The organism is Chitinophaga polysaccharea (assembly GCF_902150045.1).
GTDB lineage: Bacteria > Bacteroidota > Bacteroidia > Chitinophagales > Chitinophagaceae > Chitinophaga > Chitinophaga polysaccharea_A.
Window position 1 is genome coordinate 279,767 of the sequence record NZ_CABFVU010000002.1, and the last position, 21,536, is coordinate 301,302.

Annotated in this window: 22 protein-coding genes; 4 read left to right on the forward strand and 18 right to left on the reverse strand. The window is 42.0% G+C overall.

Going from position 1 to position 21,536, the window contains the following annotated elements:
- Position 1: 1 nt before the first annotated feature.
- Together FN124_RS15730 and FN124_RS15735 are read left to right on the forward strand one after the other, a co-directional pair.
- Positions 2-616: a DUF6630 family protein gene (locus FN124_RS15730; protein ID WP_142685768.1), complete on the forward strand. Its 615-nt coding sequence runs from the start codon at positions 2-4 to the stop codon at positions 614-616.
- A gap of 10 nt (positions 617-626) precedes the next feature.
- Positions 627-1,484: a hypothetical protein gene (locus FN124_RS15735; RefSeq protein ID WP_142685769.1), complete on the forward strand. Its 858-nt coding sequence runs from the start codon at positions 627-629 to the stop codon at positions 1,482-1,484.
- 123 nt (positions 1,485-1,607) lie between these two features.
- On the opposite strand, the gene FN124_RS15740 is transcribed toward FN124_RS15735, so the two are convergent.
- The 17 genes from FN124_RS15740 to FN124_RS31455 all read right to left on the reverse strand — a co-directional run bounded on the left by FN124_RS15740 (position 1,608) and on the right by FN124_RS31455 (position 18,114).
- Positions 1,608-2,369 carry a hypothetical protein gene (locus FN124_RS15740; RefSeq protein WP_142685770.1) on the reverse strand — a complete coding sequence of 254 codons (762 nt, stop codon included), beginning with the start codon at positions 2,367-2,369 and terminating at the stop codon, positions 1,608-1,610.
- Between the two features lie 107 nt (positions 2,370-2,476).
- Positions 2,477-3,244 carry a hypothetical protein gene (locus tag FN124_RS15745; RefSeq protein ID WP_142685771.1) on the reverse strand — a complete coding sequence of 256 codons (768 nt, stop codon included), beginning with the start codon at positions 3,242-3,244 and terminating at the stop codon, positions 2,477-2,479.
- A 258-nt stretch (positions 3,245-3,502) separates the two neighbouring features.
- The gene (gene mobC / locus FN124_RS15750) at positions 3,503-5,488 is read right to left on the reverse strand and encodes a conjugal transfer protein MobC (RefSeq protein ID WP_142685772.1); all 1,986 of its coding nucleotides are present in this window, start codon (positions 5,486-5,488) and stop codon (positions 3,503-3,505) included.
- Positions 5,489-5,512: 24 nt separating this feature from the next.
- Positions 5,513-6,820: a relaxase/mobilization nuclease domain-containing protein gene (locus FN124_RS15755; protein WP_142685773.1), complete on the reverse strand. Its 1,308-nt coding sequence runs from the start codon at positions 6,818-6,820 to the stop codon at positions 5,513-5,515.
- Complete coding sequence (locus tag FN124_RS15760; RefSeq protein ID WP_142685774.1) at positions 6,805-7,203, reverse strand: plasmid mobilization protein; 399 nt, start codon at positions 7,201-7,203, stop codon at positions 6,805-6,807. The genes FN124_RS15755 and FN124_RS15760 overlap by 16 nt, the downstream gene beginning before the upstream one ends.
- A 165-nt stretch (positions 7,204-7,368) precedes the next feature.
- Positions 7,369-8,979, reverse strand: a complete 1,611-nt coding sequence (locus FN124_RS15765) for a hypothetical protein (RefSeq protein ID WP_142685775.1) — start codon at positions 8,977-8,979, stop codon at positions 7,369-7,371.
- A gap of 21 nt (positions 8,980-9,000) precedes the next feature.
- Positions 9,001-9,282 carry a hypothetical protein gene (locus FN124_RS15770; RefSeq protein ID WP_142685776.1) on the reverse strand — a complete coding sequence of 94 codons (282 nt, stop codon included), beginning with the start codon at positions 9,280-9,282 and terminating at the stop codon, positions 9,001-9,003.
- Positions 9,283-9,320: 38 nt separating this feature from the next.
- Complete coding sequence (locus FN124_RS31780; protein ID WP_512745574.1) at positions 9,321-9,602, reverse strand: hypothetical protein; 282 nt, start codon at positions 9,600-9,602, stop codon at positions 9,321-9,323.
- A 140-nt stretch (positions 9,603-9,742) separates the two neighbouring features.
- On the reverse strand, positions 9,743-10,009 hold the full coding sequence (gene tnpA, locus FN124_RS15775; protein WP_142685777.1) for an IS66 family insertion sequence element accessory protein TnpA: 267 nt from the start codon (positions 10,007-10,009) through the stop codon (positions 9,743-9,745).
- 23 nt (positions 10,010-10,032) lie between these two features.
- Positions 10,033-10,290, reverse strand: coding sequence for a hypothetical protein (locus FN124_RS15780; RefSeq protein WP_221887819.1), 258 nt, complete (start codon positions 10,288-10,290; stop codon positions 10,033-10,035).
- A gap of 166 nt (positions 10,291-10,456) precedes the next feature.
- Positions 10,457-11,062, reverse strand: coding sequence for a hypothetical protein (locus FN124_RS15785; RefSeq protein ID WP_142685778.1), 606 nt, complete (start codon positions 11,060-11,062; stop codon positions 10,457-10,459).
- A gap of 30 nt (positions 11,063-11,092) precedes the next feature.
- On the reverse strand, positions 11,093-11,365 hold the full coding sequence (locus FN124_RS15790) for a hypothetical protein (RefSeq protein ID WP_142685779.1): 273 nt from the start codon (positions 11,363-11,365) through the stop codon (positions 11,093-11,095).
- A 136-nt stretch (positions 11,366-11,501) separates the two neighbouring features.
- Positions 11,502-12,956 carry an MBL fold metallo-hydrolase gene (locus tag FN124_RS15795; RefSeq protein ID WP_142685780.1) on the reverse strand — a complete coding sequence of 485 codons (1,455 nt, stop codon included), beginning with the start codon at positions 12,954-12,956 and terminating at the stop codon, positions 11,502-11,504.
- 18 nt (positions 12,957-12,974) lie between these two features.
- The gene (locus tag FN124_RS15800; RefSeq protein WP_185937230.1) at positions 12,975-14,162 is read right to left on the reverse strand and encodes a beta-barrel domain-containing protein; all 1,188 of its coding nucleotides are present in this window, start codon (positions 14,160-14,162) and stop codon (positions 12,975-12,977) included.
- A gap of 120 nt (positions 14,163-14,282) precedes the next feature.
- A complete protein-coding gene (locus tag FN124_RS15805) occupies positions 14,283-16,487 on the reverse strand; it encodes a peptidase domain-containing ABC transporter (protein ID WP_142685782.1) in 2,205 nt (734 codons plus the stop codon).
- Positions 16,488-16,648: 161 nt separating this feature from the next.
- Complete coding sequence (locus FN124_RS15810) at positions 16,649-17,827, reverse strand: hypothetical protein (protein ID WP_142685783.1); 1,179 nt, start codon at positions 17,825-17,827, stop codon at positions 16,649-16,651.
- Positions 17,828-17,985: 158 nt separating this feature from the next.
- Positions 17,986-18,114 (reverse strand): hypothetical protein, encoded by a 129-nt coding sequence (locus FN124_RS31455; RefSeq protein ID WP_260607469.1) that lies wholly within the window; start codon positions 18,112-18,114, stop codon positions 17,986-17,988.
- 928 nt (positions 18,115-19,042) lie between these two features.
- Here FN124_RS31455 and FN124_RS15815 point away from each other — a divergent pair.
- Positions 19,043-19,396: an ISAon1 family transposase N-terminal region protein gene (locus FN124_RS15815; RefSeq protein ID WP_260607324.1), complete on the forward strand. Its 354-nt coding sequence runs from the start codon at positions 19,043-19,045 to the stop codon at positions 19,394-19,396.
- A 7-nt stretch (positions 19,397-19,403) separates the two neighbouring features.
- Positions 19,404-20,372 (forward strand): ISAon1 family transposase, encoded by a 969-nt coding sequence (locus FN124_RS15820; protein ID WP_142685727.1) that lies wholly within the window; start codon positions 19,404-19,406, stop codon positions 20,370-20,372.
- A 47-nt stretch (positions 20,373-20,419) separates the two neighbouring features.
- On the opposite strand, the gene FN124_RS15825 is transcribed toward FN124_RS15820, so the two are convergent.
- Entirely contained in the window at positions 20,420-21,259 is an 840-nt protein-coding gene (locus tag FN124_RS15825; RefSeq protein ID WP_185937231.1) for an alpha/beta fold hydrolase, read from the reverse strand.
- Positions 21,260-21,536: the final 277 nt, after the last annotated feature.

A 21,536-nucleotide genomic window follows, 5' to 3' on the forward strand; every position in this document is an offset into this window, starting at 1 on the left:
TATGGAAACCACGTTTACCCAATTGCTCATGAGTTCAAGTGAACGCGAGACATTTGCGCAATTTTCCTTTACCGACAGAGAAGAACTGCTCGAATACCTTTTTAAGCATCGGCTTCTGCTGCTAGTAGATTGGAAGGGAGAAGAGGAAGACTGGCAGATAGGCAACTTCTTGCAGAAAAGAACCCGAGCCTTATTCGGAGAACCACTAAGCGTGCATGAACCCTATTCTAAATTGATAGCTGAGGTAAAAAATGGCAGAATGGTTGTGGGAGACAGTGTAACATTTCTTCTAAAACAGTTCAAGGCACAGTTAAAAAAAATTGGATTAACCATAGTGCTACTGGAACTTGGAAATGACAGTTACTACCTTGGCTTGATGAAGCAAACGGACATTGATAAATTAAAGAAGCAAACCGATATCGCATGGAAGTTTGTTGTATTTGGTAATTCAAGAGGTGAGGTACTTTATACCGTAAACTGTGAATGTGGCAGCACGAATGTCTGGCAGGTCAAACGTGGAGAAATCATAACTGATGATACCTGCCAGGACTGTGAAAGGCAACTCTTTGATGCAAATGGAAACTGTCCATTTAAGGTTATCAAGGATTATATTTAGTTAAGAGCATATGAAGTTTAAATACATTTTTGTTCTGTTGGGCATCCTACTGGCGAATGTCGTCGGCGCACAAAATGCAATAAAACCGGCGACCCCGGACTTTAGTAAATTATCGATTCCCGAAAACCGTGCAGTTTATAAAGTAACGGTTGAAGCAGAAAAGACCCCATATAGGGTCTTTATAAATGACATTCCATTAATGAGCACAAGCATTTCGGGAAGCTTAAGTTTCTTTGCCAATTCAGCAATTCTCAATAGCGGTGTGCAACGGATCAGGATAGATTATAAGTCCGAGGCTAAAGCAGGTAGTAGCCTCAAGGCGATTGTAGCGGAAACTGCCTGGCAAAAAGGCGGTGGCCTGAAAGAACCGAAAGAACTATGGAGATTTGAAGGCAAGGGCGCTAATTCGGGCACCTTCTACGCCGATGTCCCCCATAAAATAACCGGCTGGCAACAAAGCACAGTGGTAAATAAGGATGACAGAGTAAGAATGACAAAAGCCCAATCCTGGTTCATGCAGATGGCTGAATACCTGAAAGCGGGAAATGGCAATGCATTTATGGGAATGCTATCTGGTGCGGAAATGCTTGTATTTAAGACTAACTATTTGTCAGAAGCCGAAGCAATACAACAGTATAACGGCTGGAAAAATTACATTAATAAAGGTGGCATTAAGCTTGGTGGATTAAAAAGCTCATATGTAGAAATCGTCGGTGATGGAAAACTATTACATCTGGTAAAGCCATCCGGAGAGGGGGCACTTGCCATAATTCAAGGAACACGTAAAACTGTTGTTGATATTTTCGTCCATTTTCCCAATGGCCAAAATGAACCTGAAGCAGTAATGGTTAATATGGTAGAATACTAACGTCATCTTTCATTAAAGCATCGTGTAAAACATAATTACCCTCAATACAAATGATTTAATGCAAATAAAAGGAGTATTTCAGCAAAGAAATACTCCTCAGTTTCAGGATTTGTCGAATTGGTATCAATAACCAAATGCCAAAAGCATCATCGCACTATCCAAGGCAGCATCTTCCAACACATACCTAAAACTCATGTAGCTGAATAGGCTGACCAAAGCTCCATGTGCATCAGCAAGTCCTCCAAGCAATCCCCTAAAAAAACCACGAAGAAAGTTAGTTTCATTAAGGTTTTCATTTTTCGGAACGGCCTCCATCCAAAACCACATTGAATGTCGAATTATGGAGGTAAAATGTAATAATTGATCTGCTTCTGTCCTACTAATCTTTATTTTACCTTTGAGTACCTGCTGTTCAAGAGTTATGATTTTCTGTTTAAATGTGTTATAGTCATCAGGAACTTTCATTTCATAAGCAGCATAGATGATGCTATTGACCACCTGTGCAAGAACATCAGAGCATGGCAGTTCTTTTGTTAAGGCGAGAATTGGGACATTATCATACCTACGGTAAATTTCGTCTCTTTCATCGATCGACTTCATAAGGTTCCCACCATAACGATTCTCAAAATATTCCACGACGTATTTCTTTTTAAGGTCTTTACTGAAATCCTTTTTCACCGTGAGCTTTTGATACACATAGGCTAGAGCCTGGTTGTGAATGATCCCAATGGAATCGGCTGGATTTTCGGGGTTCTCAGGACGATCCAATTTTATTGCTTTTTTTGCGACCTTGGTTATTGTATTTGTATTTTCCGGTTTTGTAACATCCTTGCTGCATCCTACAGTCAGAGCTACAACCATAAGGCATATCATTTTAATTTTCATTCTTGTGTAATTTAAGTGATTGGGCATTGGGGATTGATTTGTGTAAATTCAACAATTGTAAAATAAGCATAGAGAAGCCGGCTAGCATAAAGAATAACGGATATCTACTAATATGAAAATCCCCCGGTATAAAATCCGCACATTTCCGACATTTCAATACTATTCTCAAGCATTTTAAAAAGGGTTGCACTTACGAAAGCATAGTATAAGGCTGACGTACCGTCGGCAGCAATTCCTGTTATAATACCAGCAATTTTTCGCAACAAGCCCATTGTAACAGCTTTATCGTTATTATTTGCGAAATTGAACCAATAGTATGCAGAATACCTCATTATTGCAGCTGTTTTTAGAAGGCACTCTCGTTCAAAACGGGAAAGCGACGATCTAGAAATCTTAAGTTCGATATCAACAAATTTCCTTTTGAATTCTTTAAACTCATTTAGGGTCTTAATATCATCAATACATTTATTCAAGTTTTCAACGAAGCTATGGGCCAGAGGAGACATTTTTAAAGATCCATGAACTAACCTATAATCCTTCAGTATGACTTTTTCGAGTTCTGGGTTTGTTTTTCCCTTGGGTGTTACTTCAAATCGTTCCTTGAAAAATCTTCTTAACACTTGCCTTTTTCCGCGGCGAGTAGTATCTCCTGTAGCAACGGTATAATTAAAGAGCTCCTGCAGACCCATATTGTGTATTTCCCCTAAGAAATCGAATGGATTTGCTGAATTAGCTACTGCCTTATTAATTGGGATAGCTGATTTCAATTCTGATGACGGCTCATCATGGTTTAATTCTTGAGTTTCAGGATTATCCTTGCACCCAAAAAAAAATACTGTAATCAAAACAGTAAATAATAAGAATTTAGTTTTCATATTTAATCTTTTAAATCTGGAAATATTTCCGTTTCAAATATGAAAATCAATAGATCAAATTATTGATACTATTGGGGTAGCTATTCAATTTTGGAACCATTCGGTAACTTTAAATTTTATTCTGCTATGCAGACTTCCTAAGTTTTGGTCTATTGAAAAAATACCTCAAATGCGTATGTAAACATTGGCTCCTCTGCCGCGCATTAGTGAGATCTTTTTTTTGACAATTACTTTGATTTGGTGTTCTATTTTCCTGTTTTAATCTCTTACAATCAGCAGGTGTGCAAGCTCCGGAGTTTCGTAAATTCTTTCCATTTCTGATTCAATGATCATTAATACATCTTCTTTGATGCGTAGATAGTTCTCCTCAATTTCTTTAGCAGTAACTTCCCTTGGTTTTGGGATCGGCACATAGGCATCGGCTTCAGCTTTTAAGGCAGCATGGTCATTGATGATTTCGCAATGGAAATTTTTCAACTCGATTTTTTGCTCGGGATTGTCAGCAACAGAGCCAACAAACTCTCCGGATGAAAGCGAGGAAATAGTGGATGCGGGTATTGCTGATTCCAACTGAGTTGATTTGCTTACTGAAGTGTCACTGGCATTAATGGATAGACTTTCCCGCTCCTGCATGATCTTCCCGAACCTTTCCGAGAGGGTCTTAGCCGTATCTCCCAAAACCTGTCCTGAAATGACATTCCCGACAATATTGAAGATCACATCTGCACTTTCTTTGCCGTAATCTTTGCGTAACTGAGATATATCCTGGACCGCAAGCACTGTAGCCACCTTATTGCCGCGTGCAGTCGCTATAGTACCTTCAATACCGGAAACACCGCCTATATAAATTGTAGGAAATTCATCGAATATTAAAGAGCTTTTAAGTTTGTCTTTCTGGTTGACAAGCTTAAGCATTCGGGCAACATACAAAGAAAGTACTGCGCCATAAACCTGGGTCTTCTGTGGGTTATTACCAACACAAACGATCTTAGGGTCTCCGGGATTATTGACATCCAGGGTAAAATCGTTGCCGGTAAGAACATAGTATAGCTTCGGCGATGCCAGCCTCGCCATAGTTATCTTGGCTGAGGCGATCTGGCCTTCCAGCTGTTCCATGGCGCCGTTGATATAAGCGGTAACAAAAGGGTTGATCAACACCTCAATCTCAGGCTCTGTTCGAAGGACCGGAAAAAGCTGGTCGTAAGGCATCTGCATCAGCTCGATGCAATGAGGTAGGGTGCAGTATTTACCATTCTTATACTTGCGCAAGTACCAGATAATACCGGTAAGGAAATTGATTGGGGACTCGACAAAGAAATCCCCAGCCTTCTTGATCCATTCTCGATTGAGCCCCAGCATGATCGTTCGGCTGCTTTCCGTTGCATCCGTGATATCGGTCATGCTTTCCGGGTAAAGTGGATTACATCTATGGTAAATGTTATCGAAGTCGATAACATAAAATTTCGGTTCTACTTTATACCGGTGCTTATTTTTAAGGAAGGCATTATAGGCTATGATCGACAGGTCATCGAACTTGAAATCGTAGATGAACATCGAAAAGCCCTTGGCAATATGCTGTGTAATCACATGCCGGACAACAAAATAACTCTTGCCGGCACCTGGCGTTCCAACGACAAGCAATGCCCGGAAAGGATTGATAAAATTTATCCAGGACTGTCTAACTCTTCCTTTAAGGTTATACTTGGCTGGCAGATTAATGGAGAATTCATTTTCCAGAAGGCGCTCTTCCTGGGGAAAAGTTTCCTGAAGCTTATTAAAGACATCAGTATTTAGGCGGTTACGAATGATCCTGGATAACAGGCTTCCCCCATGCAGGATCAGGAGATAACCAATGCCGGTCACAGTCATATAAATTCCGGCAAGAACCTGCACCGACGCCTCCATGCTAAGGAGCAGGTAGCTGACTGTATATATAATAAGACCGACAATAAAATAACGAAGTGCTGTAAGGAGTTTAAGCTTTTCGTCCTTTTTACCTTTCGAACCGACCAGGGATACGATAAGCAGCAGCAGCGCTCCAAGCTTCGAGAACTGGAAATCGGAAAATAATCCTGTATTGCCGATCCGCTCCAATATACCCCGGACGATCTTATGGGTCAGCCCCCACTCATCAAAGGCCCTGTAACAGTAAACATAAAAATGAAGGAATAAAATCAGTAAACTAACTTTCCTTATAAAATCAATGATCTTTCTTAATGCCTCAGCATTCTCCCCCGTATTCATTCTTCACATATTTAATTCAACACTTCACGACTGCGATTGCAGCCGTTTCTTCTTTCTCTTCTTTCTTTGGAATGGGTCAAAAGAAACCTGGTCATGCTCATCGTAAAAAGCGACATCGAGCAACCGTTCAATGGTAGCTTCCTGAGAGGCGGGATGGAATGGTATATCAGATTTTTCTGACCCTGCTGCCCGGCCTGTTGGACTGGAAACTTCCGCCTGGATGCGGGCAACATGTCCGCTATCTTCAACAGGAAAATTCTGTGGCTCGGACGCCCCTCGCTGTAAAGCATTCAGCTTTTCCGCAAATGCTCTGGCGCTATATTCTTTGCCGAGTGTGCTGCCATTGACAACAATTCGGGTTGCATTATCAATAAAGGTTATCCCATAGACCTGCCCCTGTATATTCTCCCGCATAAGTATCCGCAAACCCTGAGCATGGAGTAGCTCCTGGAAATGATGCTCATTTTTTGCGGTTCGAAGAGCCTTATCCAATAGGTGCTTTATCCGCTGGAGATAAGGTTTCCTTTCCTCCTTATTAATGGAGAACTTAATCTCTAGATTCTTCAACGTTGGTGAAGAGTAAATTGAGCTGGCTTTTATAGGGATACCCAAACGTTCACCCTTCTCATTAAGTAAACTGTAGATCAGCCCACCCCTGCTTCGCATGAGGGTACCCTCCTCTCCTGGGTCTGCTACCACTCCAAATTGTCCGAGCGCAACATTGAGCTCCGCCAGGGAAGCAATTTTATAAGTGCCGACAACCTCCCGGACAATGGATGAGATAGCTGCCTTGGTTTCCCTCTTGCCATAGATAGCTCGTTCCAGGTCAATCTTTCTAAGCTGAAAATTGATCTCCTTTTTTTGGTCTTCGGCTTTGATCAGGCCGTAACGCTGCTCAATTTCCTTGCGAGCTTTTTCAGATTGGATCTTACCGATGTTATGGGTTTCGATCCTGTTTCCATCGGAATCAATATTAACCGTAGCCAAATGGATATGAGGATGGGCGGCATCAAAATGCCTATAGACCAAAAAAGGTTGTGCGCCAAAGCCAATAGCTTGCATATAATCCTTTGCCAGCTGACAAAGTAGCTCATCGTCTACCTGATCCTGCCTGGAAAAGTTGAGCGTTATATGTAGCGCATTAGTCTTTGTACGTTCATTGAGCATCGTCAATTTCTCGAAGCGCTCCAGCTTACTTTTGAAAGATAGCTCGCTGGCATCACGTGGGAACCCTGAAGCCAGAAGCAGTTTCGCTTCCGACTCGCTAACTTTATGCTCATTATAATTTAGGATTCCCCTGATGCTTTTGCCGCTAACTATTCGGGCAACCATCGGCGGGAAAGATTGGAAACTATAGCAAATAAAGCCGTCACCTTCTGCTCTGTCTGTTGGTACAGTCGGGTGATTTCCATAACAGAGTATAGCCTGCCTTCCGCGCTTGAAGATTGGTGAAGCTTCCTTGTCGCCTGATTAATATTGACCCCAATACACCGGATCTCCTCCCGGATGGCCGATAACTCCTCCATGACTTTATCCAGGGACTGGTCATAGGTTATCAGCTTGATCTTACCATCGAAAAGTGATTTTCTTATCAGGCTACTTACAGTTCTACAATTACTTTTGCGGCGAAGTGTATCCAAATTTTGCCATTCGGTGAAGGAAAGTCTGAACGTAATCCTGCGCCCAGTCTCTGGTTTTTGTTTCTCTTTCTTCATGATCATGCTTCACATTAAAAAACCGACTCCGGAGGTTTTTTCGGCCCCTCAGCGACTCCGGAAGCTGAGGGCAAGATGGGTTTGTCCGACAAACCTACATCTTGCTAAAAACCAGAAACAAAAAGGTTTTTTCATCAATTTTGATATTCATCATATTCTGAAAAGTTATAAGCCTCTTCCTTTGCTATTTTTGCTCCTTTTTTCTGCACTAATGCTAATTGAGTTTTTTTGGGACATTTTCCGACTGTCCCGCTGAAAAAAGACCTGTTTCTGTTCCGGTTTCCAGAGTGGGTCAAGGTGAAAATTGAAAGGAATTTCCTGGCCATTGCTGTCAACAATCCTGACTCCATCGACTTTTTCAGTAAGCTCCAGACACAACATTTGACCGTTATTTGCCTGCACGATAACCTCCTTGCCATTCAATAATTCGTGAAGGATTGTTTCTTTTTTGTTTTCAGGAACAGGGATCATGTCATAAATGGCGCCGAGCTGCCTTTTTGAAATTGCCTCAAAGGTTTCCAATCCAACAGGCCGTCCGTCCATGGGCGTAACAATACGTTGCCAGATTCCTTTCAGGTGATCTGCGGACAATTCCTTGAAGACTGGCCGTCCGGACAGCAAGCCTATGGCTTTATCAACCTGAATATCTGATGAAAATTTCGCTGCTTTTATAGGAAGACTTAACAGAGTTTCTTTTGCTTGTTCACTTATAAAATCCTCAAATACGGGAGCGTAAAGCCAGTGTTTGAGCATCAGCAGGTCGGCTGCTTCCTTCCCTTCAGGATGGAGTGCCATCCGGAACAGTTCCTCCTGCAATAACTCGATATCCTTTGGGAACCAAACCTCAGAATCTTTTTCGACAAAGACAATGTCTTTGTCCTCTCTCCAGTTCACGGTGCTTAATTTTTTATCCAGCCGCTCGGAGTCCACACCATTAAAGGTGCCATGATTTATTTCCGGAAGCTGGACCAAGCCAAGTGTATAGCCCTCCAGATTGTACCAGCCCTTATCCAGGAATATAGGTACTTCCAGGGTAGCAAAATACTCCTGGCTGGAAAAAGAGAACTTTAAACTCGTATTCTCTGGATGTCCTTTCAGCATTGAATGAGCTTCCCTTTCGATTACTGATTCTTTTATTTGGCTGGCTCCAAGATCCTTTATATGCATATTAATAGCATCTATCCTTTCGGATATGATCAGGTAGGCCAGCTCTGCTGTCATATGGGGATGGTCTTCTAGATCGAAACTAAATACGTGCTCGTATAGGCGCCGCATCCTACCCGGTTCCTCAGTAAAATTCTTAAAAACATCGAAGGGCCAGTGTTTATACATTAACGATTCCCCTGTAAATTTTGCCTGTAAGGATTCTGATAAAAGAAGCTGTGCAAGGCCATCTATGCAGTGCGGAACCATTTCAAATTCTCTATTAATGGGCTCTGCCTTTAATCTACTTTCCCAATACTTGGGCCAGTTTAACTTCGCCATCTCCTTGTCAAGCTGGATGGAATTTATCCCATTAACTATTTTTTGATCGATATCCACTGGCATGCGGTGGTTGGCGTGGATGGCGGTAAAATCATAGCCAAGGCTGCTTTCCATCCATTGAAAAGTTAACTTGTAATACATACGTTCTTCTCCAAATTCTTTTACCCTGGAAATAGAGAAGCGAGGCAACCCATATGCTTCATTTTTTTCGATATCCTGTCTTAGTTGGTCATCATTAAAGCCTCTTTTGGAAAGATCATCCAGCAGATCCTGCATTTCCTGTTCGCTCATATTATTTTGATTTAATTGTTATCAGATCCCTCGCCCTTTACGTTTTTTATTTTTTTTTGATGATCTCTGCTCCCATTTTCCCGGATGAATATTATGTGGTGGCTGCTGCTTTTGCGGCTCCAGCCTGAAGTTATAAGGGATCGACTGACCATCCGGAGTAGTTATTTTTAAAGCTTTCGCAGTCAGGTCGACCGAAATATTGACCTGCATTGGCTCCAATCCATAGAGTGTGGTTGTACAGATATCACCTCGAAGCAACCTAGTAAGTATACCATTCTTATCCATGTCATCAACAGGTAACATGGATAGAAAGGTTTCAATTTCGCTGCGTGCAGGCCCTTCTACTTTGGTAAGTTCAAAGAGCGAAAATTAACGCCTGTGCTCAGCACATCATGCATGAAGTCCATAGACCAGGTAATGTTGGGATGGATCGGCTGTAATAAAGGCTCCATAACTCTTGCAGGCAAACGCTTCTTACACTTCCGTTTCAGGTTTAATTTCATGGCTGTATAAATGCGGTACACCTTCTTATGATTCCAATGATAGTTCAGATGACGTAAGTGATAATGCATCATCCAGAACCCCCAACGATTATGAAGGATCGACAACTCTGACAGCAACATCCTTATCTGATCATCATCTTTAGGTTGTGGCCGGTAGTAATACACTGATGGTTGAATGTGGAACCAATTACAAGCCTGCCGAATACTGGTTCTGTAATGCGTATGGCAGTAAGAAACCAGTTCTCGCTTTTCGGCAGGCCCTAAAGCTTTTTTTCAATCACATCTTTCATTACCGTGATCTGAAAAGTCTGCTCTGCTACGATACGCTTGTACTGGGCCAGCTCTGCTTCCAACTCCTTCATCCGCTTGAGCTGATTAAGCTCAAGACCTGAGTACTTGCTTTTCCACGAATAGAATGTTCCCTGACTGATTCCATGCTCACGGCAGATGTCTGATACCGATTGCCCTGACTCCTGGAATGATAAGATCTTGATGATCTGTGGCTCGCTGAATTTGCTTTTTTTCATTGTCCCTAATTTATAAAACTACATTAATAATCGTAGCTAATTTTAGGGGAGATTACACAATCTCCATTAGGGTGCAAGTGCGAATTTTGCTTTCCGTGCGGTGTGTAAAGTTCATTGAATGCACTCCAGTTAATGGGTAATTTTTCTTCAACAAGAGCATCATATTTTTTCTTGTCCATACCCACTAGGCCAATAGAAAAACTTCCTTGTCCTGGTGAGATTTTGAAACTATGACTATTGGTGCCTGTCAATGAAATATTTATTGGTTCTTCTCTATCCATTTCGCTTTATTAAGTTCACTTTAAAAATATTGTTAGCTACAGTTAAATTTCTCAAAATCATTAATATTTAATTCAATTGGTGTCTTATACCTTCCGTTATATAGGTCTGCTCTAAAAGATTTTCTGGGTTTTAAAACAACTTTGTTGTCTTTTAATATCACCGTGTCTACCAATAGATAAATGTCCTCGTAAAAATGTAATTTGAAATGAGCCCGATAACAGGTCCCGTTTTTTTTTCCTGATATTCAATTATTGCTTTTGTAAAACTGTCCCTGGGCGCTATTTGATAGTAAATATCAATTTTATAAACGCTTGTTTCTTTTGTTTTATAGTGAATATTTAACCCTGTATCAAACTGCAAAACCTGCTTTTCCATTTCTTTTATTAATTCCAAATTCTCTTTGTCACTAATTGACTTTAGGATGTTGATGGTCGAAGATTTTAGAAAAGTTTCTTTTTGTTCGTCAGTAAGTGAGTTGTATCTTGATTGGCTGACACCAAAGTCAATGTACTTAATTGTTTTGTCGATATTTCTATTACAAACCTGAATCTGGTTTTCGCCGATAACAGTCGTTAAATTGATATAGAGATGGTCGCACTCCCCGAATGAATACTTTAGTTCATTCAGCTTCCGGGCAATTCTTTGTCCGATATAGTTTGTGTCTTTTGTAGGCAGGAAAATGCCGCCTAAGTTTCCGGGCAGACTTTGCCCTTCGATATTTGGTTTGTCACTCTCGTAGTAACGAATGTCTTTAAGTATTCTGTTGTTCATTTTAAAGTGCCGGATTAATTGTCGCTTACATTATGATCTGTTGATTTTCTGATTACAGGAACTTAAACCAATGACGTATGACGAAGTATATGCTCCTGCAGCTGAACCAACATCATTTCCTAATCCAAATGTTATGTCGATACCATTTGCACTTGCCGATCCTTCTTCAGATGCTACTATATTCAAATCTTTTACTACACTTCCTTCCAAGGAAAATCCTTTTTCAGCATGCTCTAATAAGTACTGCTTACCTAATTTTGTTGAGGCAAAATATTCGAATCCCGCGACTGCGCCAGGATTCACAAATTCTCCCTTGTCATTTTTTTCATAGATACCGGCAACATTTACACTATCACCGAATGGATTATTATAGCCCGCATAAAGTGTTAGAGCACAGGATGGCTCCTCTATTTATTATCACGGTTATGATTATATGCGACTACTTTGACCGGTCTTCTAAAACCTTAAATGGTATTATCGTCATCACACCTTCATTGTTAACCGGCCACGACTGAACAATGACCTCGATATCAAGCCCCAGATTTTTAATCGCACTATAAAGTCCCCGCTGCCGGGGGCTAGCCTTCCTTTGCGCACCGTCTGTCGGAATCCATACAAGGTCGTCTTGAAATAGCATTTTTTCAGAGGGGAAATAATATATCAGGTAATCATCAGTATGCATGGATTGTTTACCGATATGATAAATATTCAAAGCAAAGCTGCTGTCGGCTATTCGGAGGCTGTCTTTAATCAATAGCGTCTTTAATGGCTTAGCCTCCAGCTGCAGTTTGTCGGGATTTAAGGAGTGTTGTGCAGTAATCAGGGATTGGACATAAGACAGGTTCTCCGGTACTGTTAGTATACTTGCACCCGCGTGGACAAAAGAACGGATACCACCAATGTAATGGGGATGGTGATGGCCAAATACGAAGTATCTTATAGGTAAACCTGGCGCAATTTTTCGGGCTTCATTGATAATCAGGTCCCCGTTTTCGCTATTGAGCGGCGCTTCGGCCACTAGTACAAAATCTTTGAATACAACAATCATTGACCGGTCGTCCGTGTGTTTAAGCTCGGCAAAATAGATATGATCTGAATACCTGGTAACATTGACTTCCGTCTTTACGGCCTGCTCTTCCGTTAGTTTATATCCTTCGGGACTATACAGCTCCTGTGGTGCCACGGGAATCTTTTCTTTCCGGGTTAGGAAGACCGTATCCTGCAATCGTTTATTGTTTTTACTAATCGTTACCCTTGCAGGATATGATAATGTACCGAATTGACGATAATCACTATAATGATACACATCGGTAAGATCACCATAAAGGCCGTCATAGTACCGTACTTGTATGCTATCCAACGTGTGCTTTACTTTGCCGATAAAAAGGCTCACCCTGTAGCGGCCGATCTCCCCTGTATATACGGCATAGAACTTGTTACCAGCCGCTTCATTTATTTTTGCCGCTTTGGCAAGATGCTGTAGCAACAGAACTGGTGCATATCTTGCTGCGGTAACCGGGAATTCCTCTTTCATGCGGTAAGTGACAACAGAGTTTTGTTTATCTCCATAGTCTCTAAACTGATAGCCGAGTGCGTTAAAGTTGGTGAGCGAATAGAAAACTTTATCCCTGATACGAAGTGTGTCCTGCTTATAAAAAAAATCATTTCCGTACCCTAAGCTTCCACGGCCGGTGTACTCCGTCGCCTGCCAAGGCACAGCATTGTGTTCAAGCTGGCTGAGCTTTTCTTCGTATGCCAGCGAGATCGGCGACGACAATAGGGGCTTCACCTGTCTGTCAAAGCATAAGACAAGCTCATTTTTTGACTGCTGCGCCCTGGCCCCAGCTAAGCAAAATGCGTAGATTCCAAATGTCAACATCAATTTAGTTTTCATACAGTTGTGGCTTTACAATTACTGTTCCAGTTTGATAATGTTATAATAAAAGCGCTCGAGGAGTCTCATATCTTTCGTTATCACTTCGGCCCTGGCAGTCAGCCCCTGGCGAAAGAAAAGTTTTTTATGATGATTGGTGAGCAAGCCATTCGGCAAAACAATCCGGGCTATATAGGTACTGTCTATCGGTACCGGCGAGATGTAATCTATCTCTCCTTCAACGCTGCCAAACTCCTGCCAGGGGTAGGCCTGAAATTTCAGAATTGCTTTTTGCCCCTTACTGATTTTCCCAAAGTTACCCTGGGGTATCGTTGCTTGCATATAGTATTTGTTGCCTTCCGGGACAACATAGGCTATTGTTTCACCGTTCGCCAGCTGTTCGTTCTCCTGGAAGAAACCTGTGAAAGAAAGAATGCCGGACACCGGAGCTTCCAGAAGATATTGACGCTTCCATTCGTCGATCGCGCTTTTAAGATTGTACAGGGCTTCTCGAAATAGGGTCACTTGCGTAGCTACCTGATTATCCAGATCCAGTATTTCTTTCTCCTTCTCGATCTTCAGGGACTGATTGGCCAGGATACTGGATTGTACCTGCGGAAGCGGAAGTTTCTTGCTGATGGCCGCGCTGTTCATTTGCCGGTATTCCTGTTGCGAGATAACGCCATCCTGCAACAACTGTTTATGGATATCCAGTGTTTTTTGACTCAATACCATATCCTGACTATATAGTTCCTGTTGCTGCTGTAATGCGGCCTTCGATTGATTTAAGGTTGTGATGTCACTATGTAATAATGCTTTTTTCTTCCCCGCATAATTTCCCAGTACATAGTCCCGGAAGGGCACATAAGCCTGTGCGAAGGCCTGGAAGGCCATTTGCAGTTCTCCCAGGTCGGCAAAATCTTCCCCTGCCAGTAGTTTCACGCCGGTGTAATCATTTTTATTGACTGAATGACATACCGAATCTACGAGGGTGGACAACCGGGTTACCTTATTCCAGTCGGCGGTAGTTTCCATAAAACCAATGATTTCCTTAGCCTGCACATGGTTGCTGTTTTGCCGGAACAGCTTTAGTAATTTCCCGTTTTGTCGTACCACGATGGCCTTGGGCGCATCTGTCCCGGTGAGAACCGCTGAGGTGGTTACGATTTCCGGATATCTGATAAACCAGGCAATAAAAAGCAAGAGCACGACGGCAAAAACGATCATGACGCTTCCGTTTCGGATAATGAAATCCGGTCTATTGGATACGATGTCATTAATCGCAGTGGAAAAATCAGGACTTTGACTTTCGGGTGCTTCAATAGGTTCCAGTTCTGGCATAGTATATTAGTTGCCCAATTCCAGTTGGTTTTTAACGAGATTAAAATAATACCCTTTCTGCCTTATGAGGTCACTGTGCTGACCCTGCTCAACAATTACGCCGTTTTCCAGCACAATAATGTTGTCTGCATTTTTTACGGTACTGAGCCTGTGGGCAACGACAACAACGGTCTTGCCCTGGAAGAACTGCTGCAAATTGTCGATGATTACTTTTTCATTATTGGCATCCAAAGCGCTGGTCGCTTCATCAAAGAAAATGTAATCGGGATCCTTATATACAGCCCTTGCGATCAGGATACGCTGTACCTGGCCACCGCTCAACGACATACCGCTTCGCCCGATCTTTGTATTGAATCCAAGGGGCAGGCCATCAATCAATTCAAGAATATTGGCGATTCTGGCGGCATTTTTCATACGTCCATAATCTATGTCGGCTTCAGAGTCTGATTCGGAAATATTTTTAGCGATAGTATCGGCAAAAAGAAATCCGTCCTGCATGACCACGCCGCAATAACTGCGGAGCAGTTTATTCCCGTATTTGCGCAGATCGTTTTCTCCAAGCTGTATATTGCCGGTTGTTGGATCAAAGAATTTGAGAAGCATTTTCAACAGTGTGGTCTTACCACTTCCGCTGGCGCCTACGATCGCCGTTACTTTTTGATTAGGCACCGTCATATTGATATCGCGCAATACCCAAGGTGAACTTGAACTCCCATACTGGAAGCCGACAGCATGAAAGGATATCGTTTTGTTTTCAGGCAGACGGTCCTTTATTACAATTTCTGAATTATGCTCTTCATCGGGCATGGTGAAAATTTCGTCGAGTCGTTCAAAGCTAAGCTTAGAATCCTGCCAGGATTGGATAAAGCCAATCAAACCGGAGATTGGGGCATTCAGCTGTCCTACCATGAACTGTACTGACAATAAGGCGCCAAGGGAAATATCGCCGTTCAGTACAGCTTTTGCTGCAATAAACGTGATAATAATATTCATAAGCTGGATAATGAAACTACTTCCGACATCCTGTGCCTGGGAAAGGGACAGGCTTTTTTCCGATAGTCTGAAAAGCCGGGCCTGGATAGCCTCCCATTCCCACCTTCTTCTTTTCTCCGATCCATTTAGCTTTATCTCCTGCATACCGTTCAGCATCTGAATAATTGTCGTGGAGTTATAGGAAGACTGGTCGAAGCGCTTGTAATCCAATATCGCCCTTTTCTTCATGAATAGCCGGATCCAAAGCACATTCAATATTGAAGCCAGCAGAAATACAAGAAAGATATAAACATTGTATATGCAAAGAACAATACCATAGATGACGATATTGATTAACGAGAAAAGAATAGATATTGTCGTAGAAGACAGGAAATTCTGGATTCTATTATTATCCTGTATCCGCTGTAACAGGTCGCCGATATTCTTAGATTCAAAGAAACTGATCTTTAGCCGCATTACTTTCATCAGGAAGTTGGAAAGTAACTTCAGGTTCATTCTTCCTGTAATGAAAAGTAGTATCCTGGCTCGGATCACCTCTACGGAATATCTTGCTATAAACAATACAAGCTGCGCTACCAGGATGAGGTTGATAACGTTGATGTCGTTATAGTTGATCCCCTTATCCACGATAAGTTGCGTAAGGAATGGAAATACAAGCTGGATCGCCGTACCTAAAAGTAATCCTGCAAACAACTGAAACAACAATCTGCGATGCGGCTTAACATAAGCAAGCAATGTGCCCGTAAATTCTCTTTTTTTATCACTCCGTTCTGCTAAACTATGATCGTCTTCATAACCTGGCAAAGGCTCCAGTACCAATACAGCGCCTTCCCGATCCTTATTGGGCAGCCATCCGTTCAGGAACTCCTGGTGCGTATAGGTAATAAGACCGAAGCCAGGATCCGCAACCTCGATCTTATCCTTCCGGATCTCGACTATAACAATAAAATGACGTTGCCTCCAGAAAGCAATGCAGGGTAAAGGAATATCATTAGATAACATCTCGAAGTCTGCAGACAAGGCCAGGCTTTGCATGCCGATTGCCTCTGCGGCATCTGCAAGTCCGCCAAAAGTAGCCCCATCCCTGCCAATATGTGTCTTTTCCCGGAGTGCTTCCCGGGTAATCGCTTTCCCATAATGTTTTGCAATCATCCTCAGACAGGTCGGTCCACAGTCATGCGTATCCAGTTGTTTGTAAAATTGAAATTTTTTAGGCACAATACGTTTTACTTAAGGGTTGGTTTGTTTTTTTGATTTCATGTTATTGGGTACTTGTCGTTCACTTTTGTATCGTTCGCTGTCTGTTTCCATAAAGGAAAGATCAGCAGGTTTTGGAAGCCCCAGCAGCAGTATATCGTTGCAGGCTTATTATCGGCTTTTTATACTGGCTGAAGATTTGTGTTTAGCGCAGAAAATCTGTCGAACTTGAATATATACGGTTGGTTGCTATAATCCAGTTCGTGAAGAAGGTGCCTGTATTTCCAGTACAGCCGGTCGTATCCCTCCTTAAACTGATCAAAATACGCAAAGCCAGCAGCGGAAAGTATTCTCCGGTCATTTATATAACCAAGGTCGCACCGGAACTTATTCATATAGAACCCTAGTCTCCCCAGTGCTTCCCGGTATTGTTTTCCGCTAAAAAGAGCATGTTCCAGACACCGGTCCAGGCAGGACAATATGCAGGTGTATGTAAAGAGGCCATGAAAAATGCCATATACTTTTCTGCCTTCCCATTCCACACCACTGAAGTCCTTCAGTGGCGTATCCCGGGAGACCCTTAAAAAGTTCTCGGGATGTAGGGTCAATGCATAAAAGACAAGATGGCCGCATTGATGAGCAAGGTCATCTACAAAAAAAACTTCGTCGTGATCCTGGTTTTCGATATTCAGGAATGCGGTTCCGTAGTAGTCCAGCGCAGCCATCGATACCTGGTGTTCACTGTTGAATAGAGTAACCTCCCGACAAGTCATAGACATGGCGTGATACAGATCAGGCACCATTTGCTTTATGATATCTAACCCTTCCTCACAGCTCTTTTGAAAGGTTGCCGTGGTTTCTGCAACTGCTTCCAAGAAAGGCGTACCAAAACTCTTAGTCAGTAATTCAGGAACATGGTTGCATAATTTTATTGACGTACCGGACAGGTAGCGATCTTCCATTTTTTCAAGACTTACAATTTCTGCATCGCTTTTGAAATAAGGTACTTTTGCCTGATTGTCCCAGTGAAGCGTGAGGTGCTGATGTGGATGGTATTTATAACAACCATAATTGGGCAGGTTGATTGTTCCGAACTGGTCGGCAAATACTTTAACACCCGAATCTTTATACTCGTCTGGCCGATACCCCCAGAGGATTTGCTCGAGCGGTGACGCGTTACCCGCTTGCTGTCCGACCAGAAAATGAAAAATGAGTGCGGGCTCCAGGAACGTTGACTCATTATCGAAATCCAGGCGGTCAAAAATATCCGGATTTACCTGAAGCAGGTGTAGCTTCATCCATTCTGAAAGCTCGTTAAGACCGTTTTCGATAATTTGCGGTTCAATGGTAAAAGCTAACATGTTAAAAGTTATAGGTTTTCTGGTCTATGATGATGTCAATAAACAAGGCTTATTTATAGGGTGCTAAGGAAAGAAGCTGACAGCAACTGTCAGCTTCCCACCTTGAAAATGTATGATTTCCAGAAAACACAAACGTGTTTCTGTTCATCGGTTAAAGATTAACCATTGTTGCCAACGTGGCAATCTGCGGCTACGCCGCCTTTAATGGCTTCAACATTCTGAAGGATGTTTGTGGTTGCGGCTTTTGCTTTCAGCTCTTCCAGAGAAAGCTTCTTGTTTTGTTGCATATATATTAAGATTTAAGATTTTCCTTCCCTGTCTATCGCCATGGGACGGTTGTTCAGCGTTTGTACAAAAAAGGTAGAGAGATATTGTTTAAGAATATGAATATTTAAAAATTAGTAAATTTTCAATTAAAGATATATCGGCACGCATTTTAAATGCACTACAAAAACATTATTTATGATAATATTAACTCTCGGGGGCATGTTTGTTTCAGCTGACAGGGCGTATACACTTCATACTCCGGAAACCTAGATCATGTCATTCCGACAGTCATTGATCAGGAAATGCATTGAATATCAACTGCAGTCATGGTCAACTAATTGCGGAATCACCTGGTCAGGCGTGTCGGAATTTCCAAGATGGCACCATTTTTGGCTGCCAAACAACAAAGGTCATATGTAATTAGCTCATCGGGCAAATAACGCAAAGCCCAACTTTTCGGTCAACTCTGCTATTAGCACATTTCTAAATTGCTTGTATTGCTGTTGTCTTTGCTCTAATAAATCCTTTTTTTAGTTTCTGACCGTTGCTGAAAAAATAAATGACATTTCCACATTGTGCAAACAAAAAAGTGTTCAAAGAAAATCCGAGCAGTCTTGTCATTTTTGAGTATTCAGGCATACTTGTTTCAGAGGTTTTGCCAAACTGCAGAAGTGGTTTTTCGAAATTTAGCCCTTAGGAGATTTTCAAAAATCCAATTCATAATTTTATACTCTTGTTTTTCAACACTTTATTATCTTTCAAAATTGGCTCTAAATGATCGAATAAATTGCCCAAGTGTTCAAACCATGTCCCGAGCACGGTACAAAAAGCCTGCAGTTTGCAGGCTTTTTTTATTGTGTCATTTCCGGGAATAGCAATGGATCAAGTTGAAAAGTTGGGGGATAGGATAAAAAATAGTTTTTTTGCGCCCAATTAAGATTAATAGCCGTGGATAAGAATTTTAGCCTTCTGATCGAGGCCCTGCTACCAGAAGGGATTTTATATTATTTCGAGATAACTGATGCTTGTCAAAGTGAGACTGAAATAAGTATTTATTTAGAAGAAAAGAATATTGTTCCAGCTGAGCATCAGCATAAAAAACTTCACGCCAAAGACTTTCTTCCTCCCGTTGCTGTTCAGGATTTTCCTATCCGCAGAAAGAAGGTTACTTTATATGTAAAGCGGCGTCGGTGGGAGGTTGTAGCCACCGGAGAAACAGTAACAAGAGATTGGGAAATAGTGAAAAAAGGAACGCGAATGACATTGGAATTCGGTTATTTTTTAAAAGGACTACTTAGATAATCACCCCATCAGCCCCGTTCAACTTGGCCATCTTTACAATGTTGACGGTAAACAACTCGGGCAACAATACAAACATCATTTAAGTGATTTTTCCAGTTGGGAGCAGAAAGAACATGCTACTGAATGGATGCTTTTTGAACAAAACATTGGTGCCGCTTTAAGTATAGACGAGACAGCCTTTTCCAGTGGAGAACTGTATACAATTGTCACTAATAAGCTGGCCAAAGGGCGCAAAGGCTCAATAGTGGCTATGATCAAGGGCACTCAGTCTGAATTTCTGAAAGAAATACTGTTTAAAATCCCTAAGCGCCTGCGTAGGATGGTACAGGAAGTTACCATCGATATGTCTGGTAGCCTTAATAGCGCTGTTAAAGCCTGTTTCCCTAACGCCCATCGGGTGATAGATCGCTTCCATGTGCAACACCTGGCTTTTGATGCGGTACAGGAAATCAGAATAAAGCATCGCTGGGAAGCCCTGGAACAGGAGAATCTGGAATACGAGCAGGCAAAACGAGCCGCAATGAAGTATGAGCCAGTCAGGCTCGCTAACGGCGATACAGCTAAACAGCTGCTGGCCAGAAGCCGATACTTGCTATTTAAGCATCCCAGACTATGGACCAGAGAGCAGCAGCAGAGAGCGGAACTTTTATTTAGTCATTACCCCCTTATTCATAAATCCTACCAGCTATCCCTGCGACTCGGTGAGGTTTACAGACATTGTAAGTGTAAAGAAGAAGCATTTAAGAAGCTGGCTTTGTGGTATAATGACGTGGAGGAAGCGGGGATTTTATCCTTCAAGACCGTTGCCAGGACTATCAGAACTCATTATCTGGGTATCCTCAACTTCTTCAACAACAGAGCCACCAATGCGGCGGCAGAATCATTCAATGCAAAAGTAAAGTCCTTTAGAAATGCACTACGAGGGGTGCGGGATGTAGAATTCTTTCTCTATAGATTAACTAAACTCTATGCTTAAAATTTATGGACATCCCCCAACTTTTCAACTTGATCCATAGCAATGTCTTAGATTCCCTGTTCCTTTACAAAGTTTTTTATCAGCGTCAGTACCTCATCGAAATGAGTATCCAGTATATCGTGCCCACCCTCTAAAACATGGATTTGCGCCCCGGGCAGGTCGCGCTTATAACAAGGAACTTCCTTCACTGAAAAAAATATATCATATTTTCCCCACATAACAAGCGCCGGTGGCTGGTGCTTACGGAAAAACTCCTGGTAAGCAGGAAACATTTCCAGGTGAGTTTTGAAATCACAGTTAAGCTCAAACTGCTTTTCAATATTACCTGGTCTCCTCAGAAACTCCCAGTCAAGCATCCAGAATTCCGGGCTCACCCTGGATAATACCTCTTCGGGAAGCCCACCGAAGTATTGATTTTTTATACCTTCGGCGCTTAAAAATTTAATAAGCTTCTTCTTTTTTTCGGCTGTAGGGTTATACCAGTATTCAATATACTCGTCCCATTCCGGCCCCATCCCTTCACGATGTGCATTGCCGCTCTGAACAATTATCCCTGCAATCTTTTCAGGATGATTTATGCATAATTGAAGCCCGATCGGTGCACCGTAATCATGGAGATAAATAAAGAACTTGTTTAAATTTATTGCTTCGGTTAATTTGTTTATCAACACCGATATGTTCCCAAATGTATACTCAAAATCATCTGGTACGGGAAATTGACTAAAGCCAAAACCCGGGTAATCCGGAGCAACAAGATGATACTGATCGGACATCGCAATCATCAGGTTTTTGAAAACTACCGATGAAGTCGGAAAACCATGTAAAAGCAGCAGGGCGGGGTTCTTTTTATCTCCCGCCTCCCGGTAGAATAGATCAATTCCATCCACCTTAATGGTCCTGTTATAGATTTGTCTTGACATACCAATTGCAGATTTAGTTTGACAAAGCTGCTGCCATCATAAAAAGAATCCTGATGACAATTGTTTATGTGACAATTATGGGCTCTTTAACGTATTGATCCGTTACTGCATCTTCATAAGCCTGTTCCGTTTCAATACAATCCTGATGCCATATAGTTATACAATAACAGGATGTGTCAAAAAAAATGAAGGCCCGCTGAGCTTCACTTAAATGGCCGCCGCCCTTCATCTTATTCTCTTCGCC

Coding starts and splice junctions, on each gene's coding strand:
- FN124_RS15730 (WP_142685768.1), top strand. CDS start 2: ATGGAAACCACGTTTACCCAATTGCTCATGAGTTCAAGTGAACGCGAG.
- FN124_RS15735 (WP_142685769.1), top strand. CDS start 627: ATGAAGTTTAAATACATTTTTGTTCTGTTGGGCATCCTACTGGCGAAT.
- FN124_RS15740 (WP_142685770.1), bottom strand. CDS start 2,369: ATGAAAATTAAAATGATATGCCTTATGGTTGTAGCTCTGACTGTAGGA.
- FN124_RS15745 (WP_142685771.1), bottom strand. CDS start 3,244: ATGAAAACTAAATTCTTATTATTTACTGTTTTGATTACAGTATTTTTT.
- mobC (WP_142685772.1), bottom strand. CDS start 5,488: ATGAATACGGGGGAGAATGCTGAGGCATTAAGAAAGATCATTGATTTT.
- FN124_RS15755 (WP_142685773.1), bottom strand. CDS start 6,820: ATGGTTGCCCGAATAGTTAGCGGCAAAAGCATCAGGGGAATCCTAAAT.
- FN124_RS15760 (WP_142685774.1), bottom strand. CDS start 7,203: ATGAAGAAAGAGAAACAAAAACCAGAGACTGGGCGCAGGATTACGTTC.
- FN124_RS15765 (WP_142685775.1), bottom strand. CDS start 8,979: ATGAGCGAACAGGAAATGCAGGATCTGCTGGATGATCTTTCCAAAAGA.
- FN124_RS15770 (WP_142685776.1), bottom strand. CDS start 9,282: ATGTTACCTGTTGATGACATGGATAAGAATGGTATACTTACTAGGTTG.
- FN124_RS31780 (WP_512745574.1), bottom strand. CDS start 9,602: ATGTTGCTGTCAGAGTTGTCGATCCTTCATAATCGTTGGGGGTTCTGG.
- tnpA (WP_142685777.1), bottom strand. CDS start 10,009: ATGAAAAAAAGCAAATTCAGCGAGCCACAGATCATCAAGATCTTATCA.
- FN124_RS15780 (WP_221887819.1), bottom strand. CDS start 10,290: ATGGATAGAGAAGAACCAATAAATATTTCATTGACAGGCACCAATAGT.
- FN124_RS15785 (WP_142685778.1), bottom strand. CDS start 11,062: ATGAACAACAGAATACTTAAAGACATTCGTTACTACGAGAGTGACAAA.
- FN124_RS15795 (WP_142685780.1), bottom strand. CDS start 12,956: ATGAAAACTAAATTGATGTTGACATTTGGAATCTACGCATTTTGCTTA.
- FN124_RS15800 (WP_185937230.1), bottom strand. CDS start 14,162: ATGATCGTTTTTGCCGTCGTGCTCTTGCTTTTTATTGCCTGGTTTATC.
- FN124_RS15810 (WP_142685783.1), bottom strand. CDS start 17,827: ATGTTAGCTTTTACCATTGAACCGCAAATTATCGAAAACGGTCTTAAC.
- FN124_RS31455 (WP_260607469.1), bottom strand. CDS start 18,114: ATGCAACAAAACAAGAAGCTTTCTCTGGAAGAGCTGAAAGCAAAAGCC.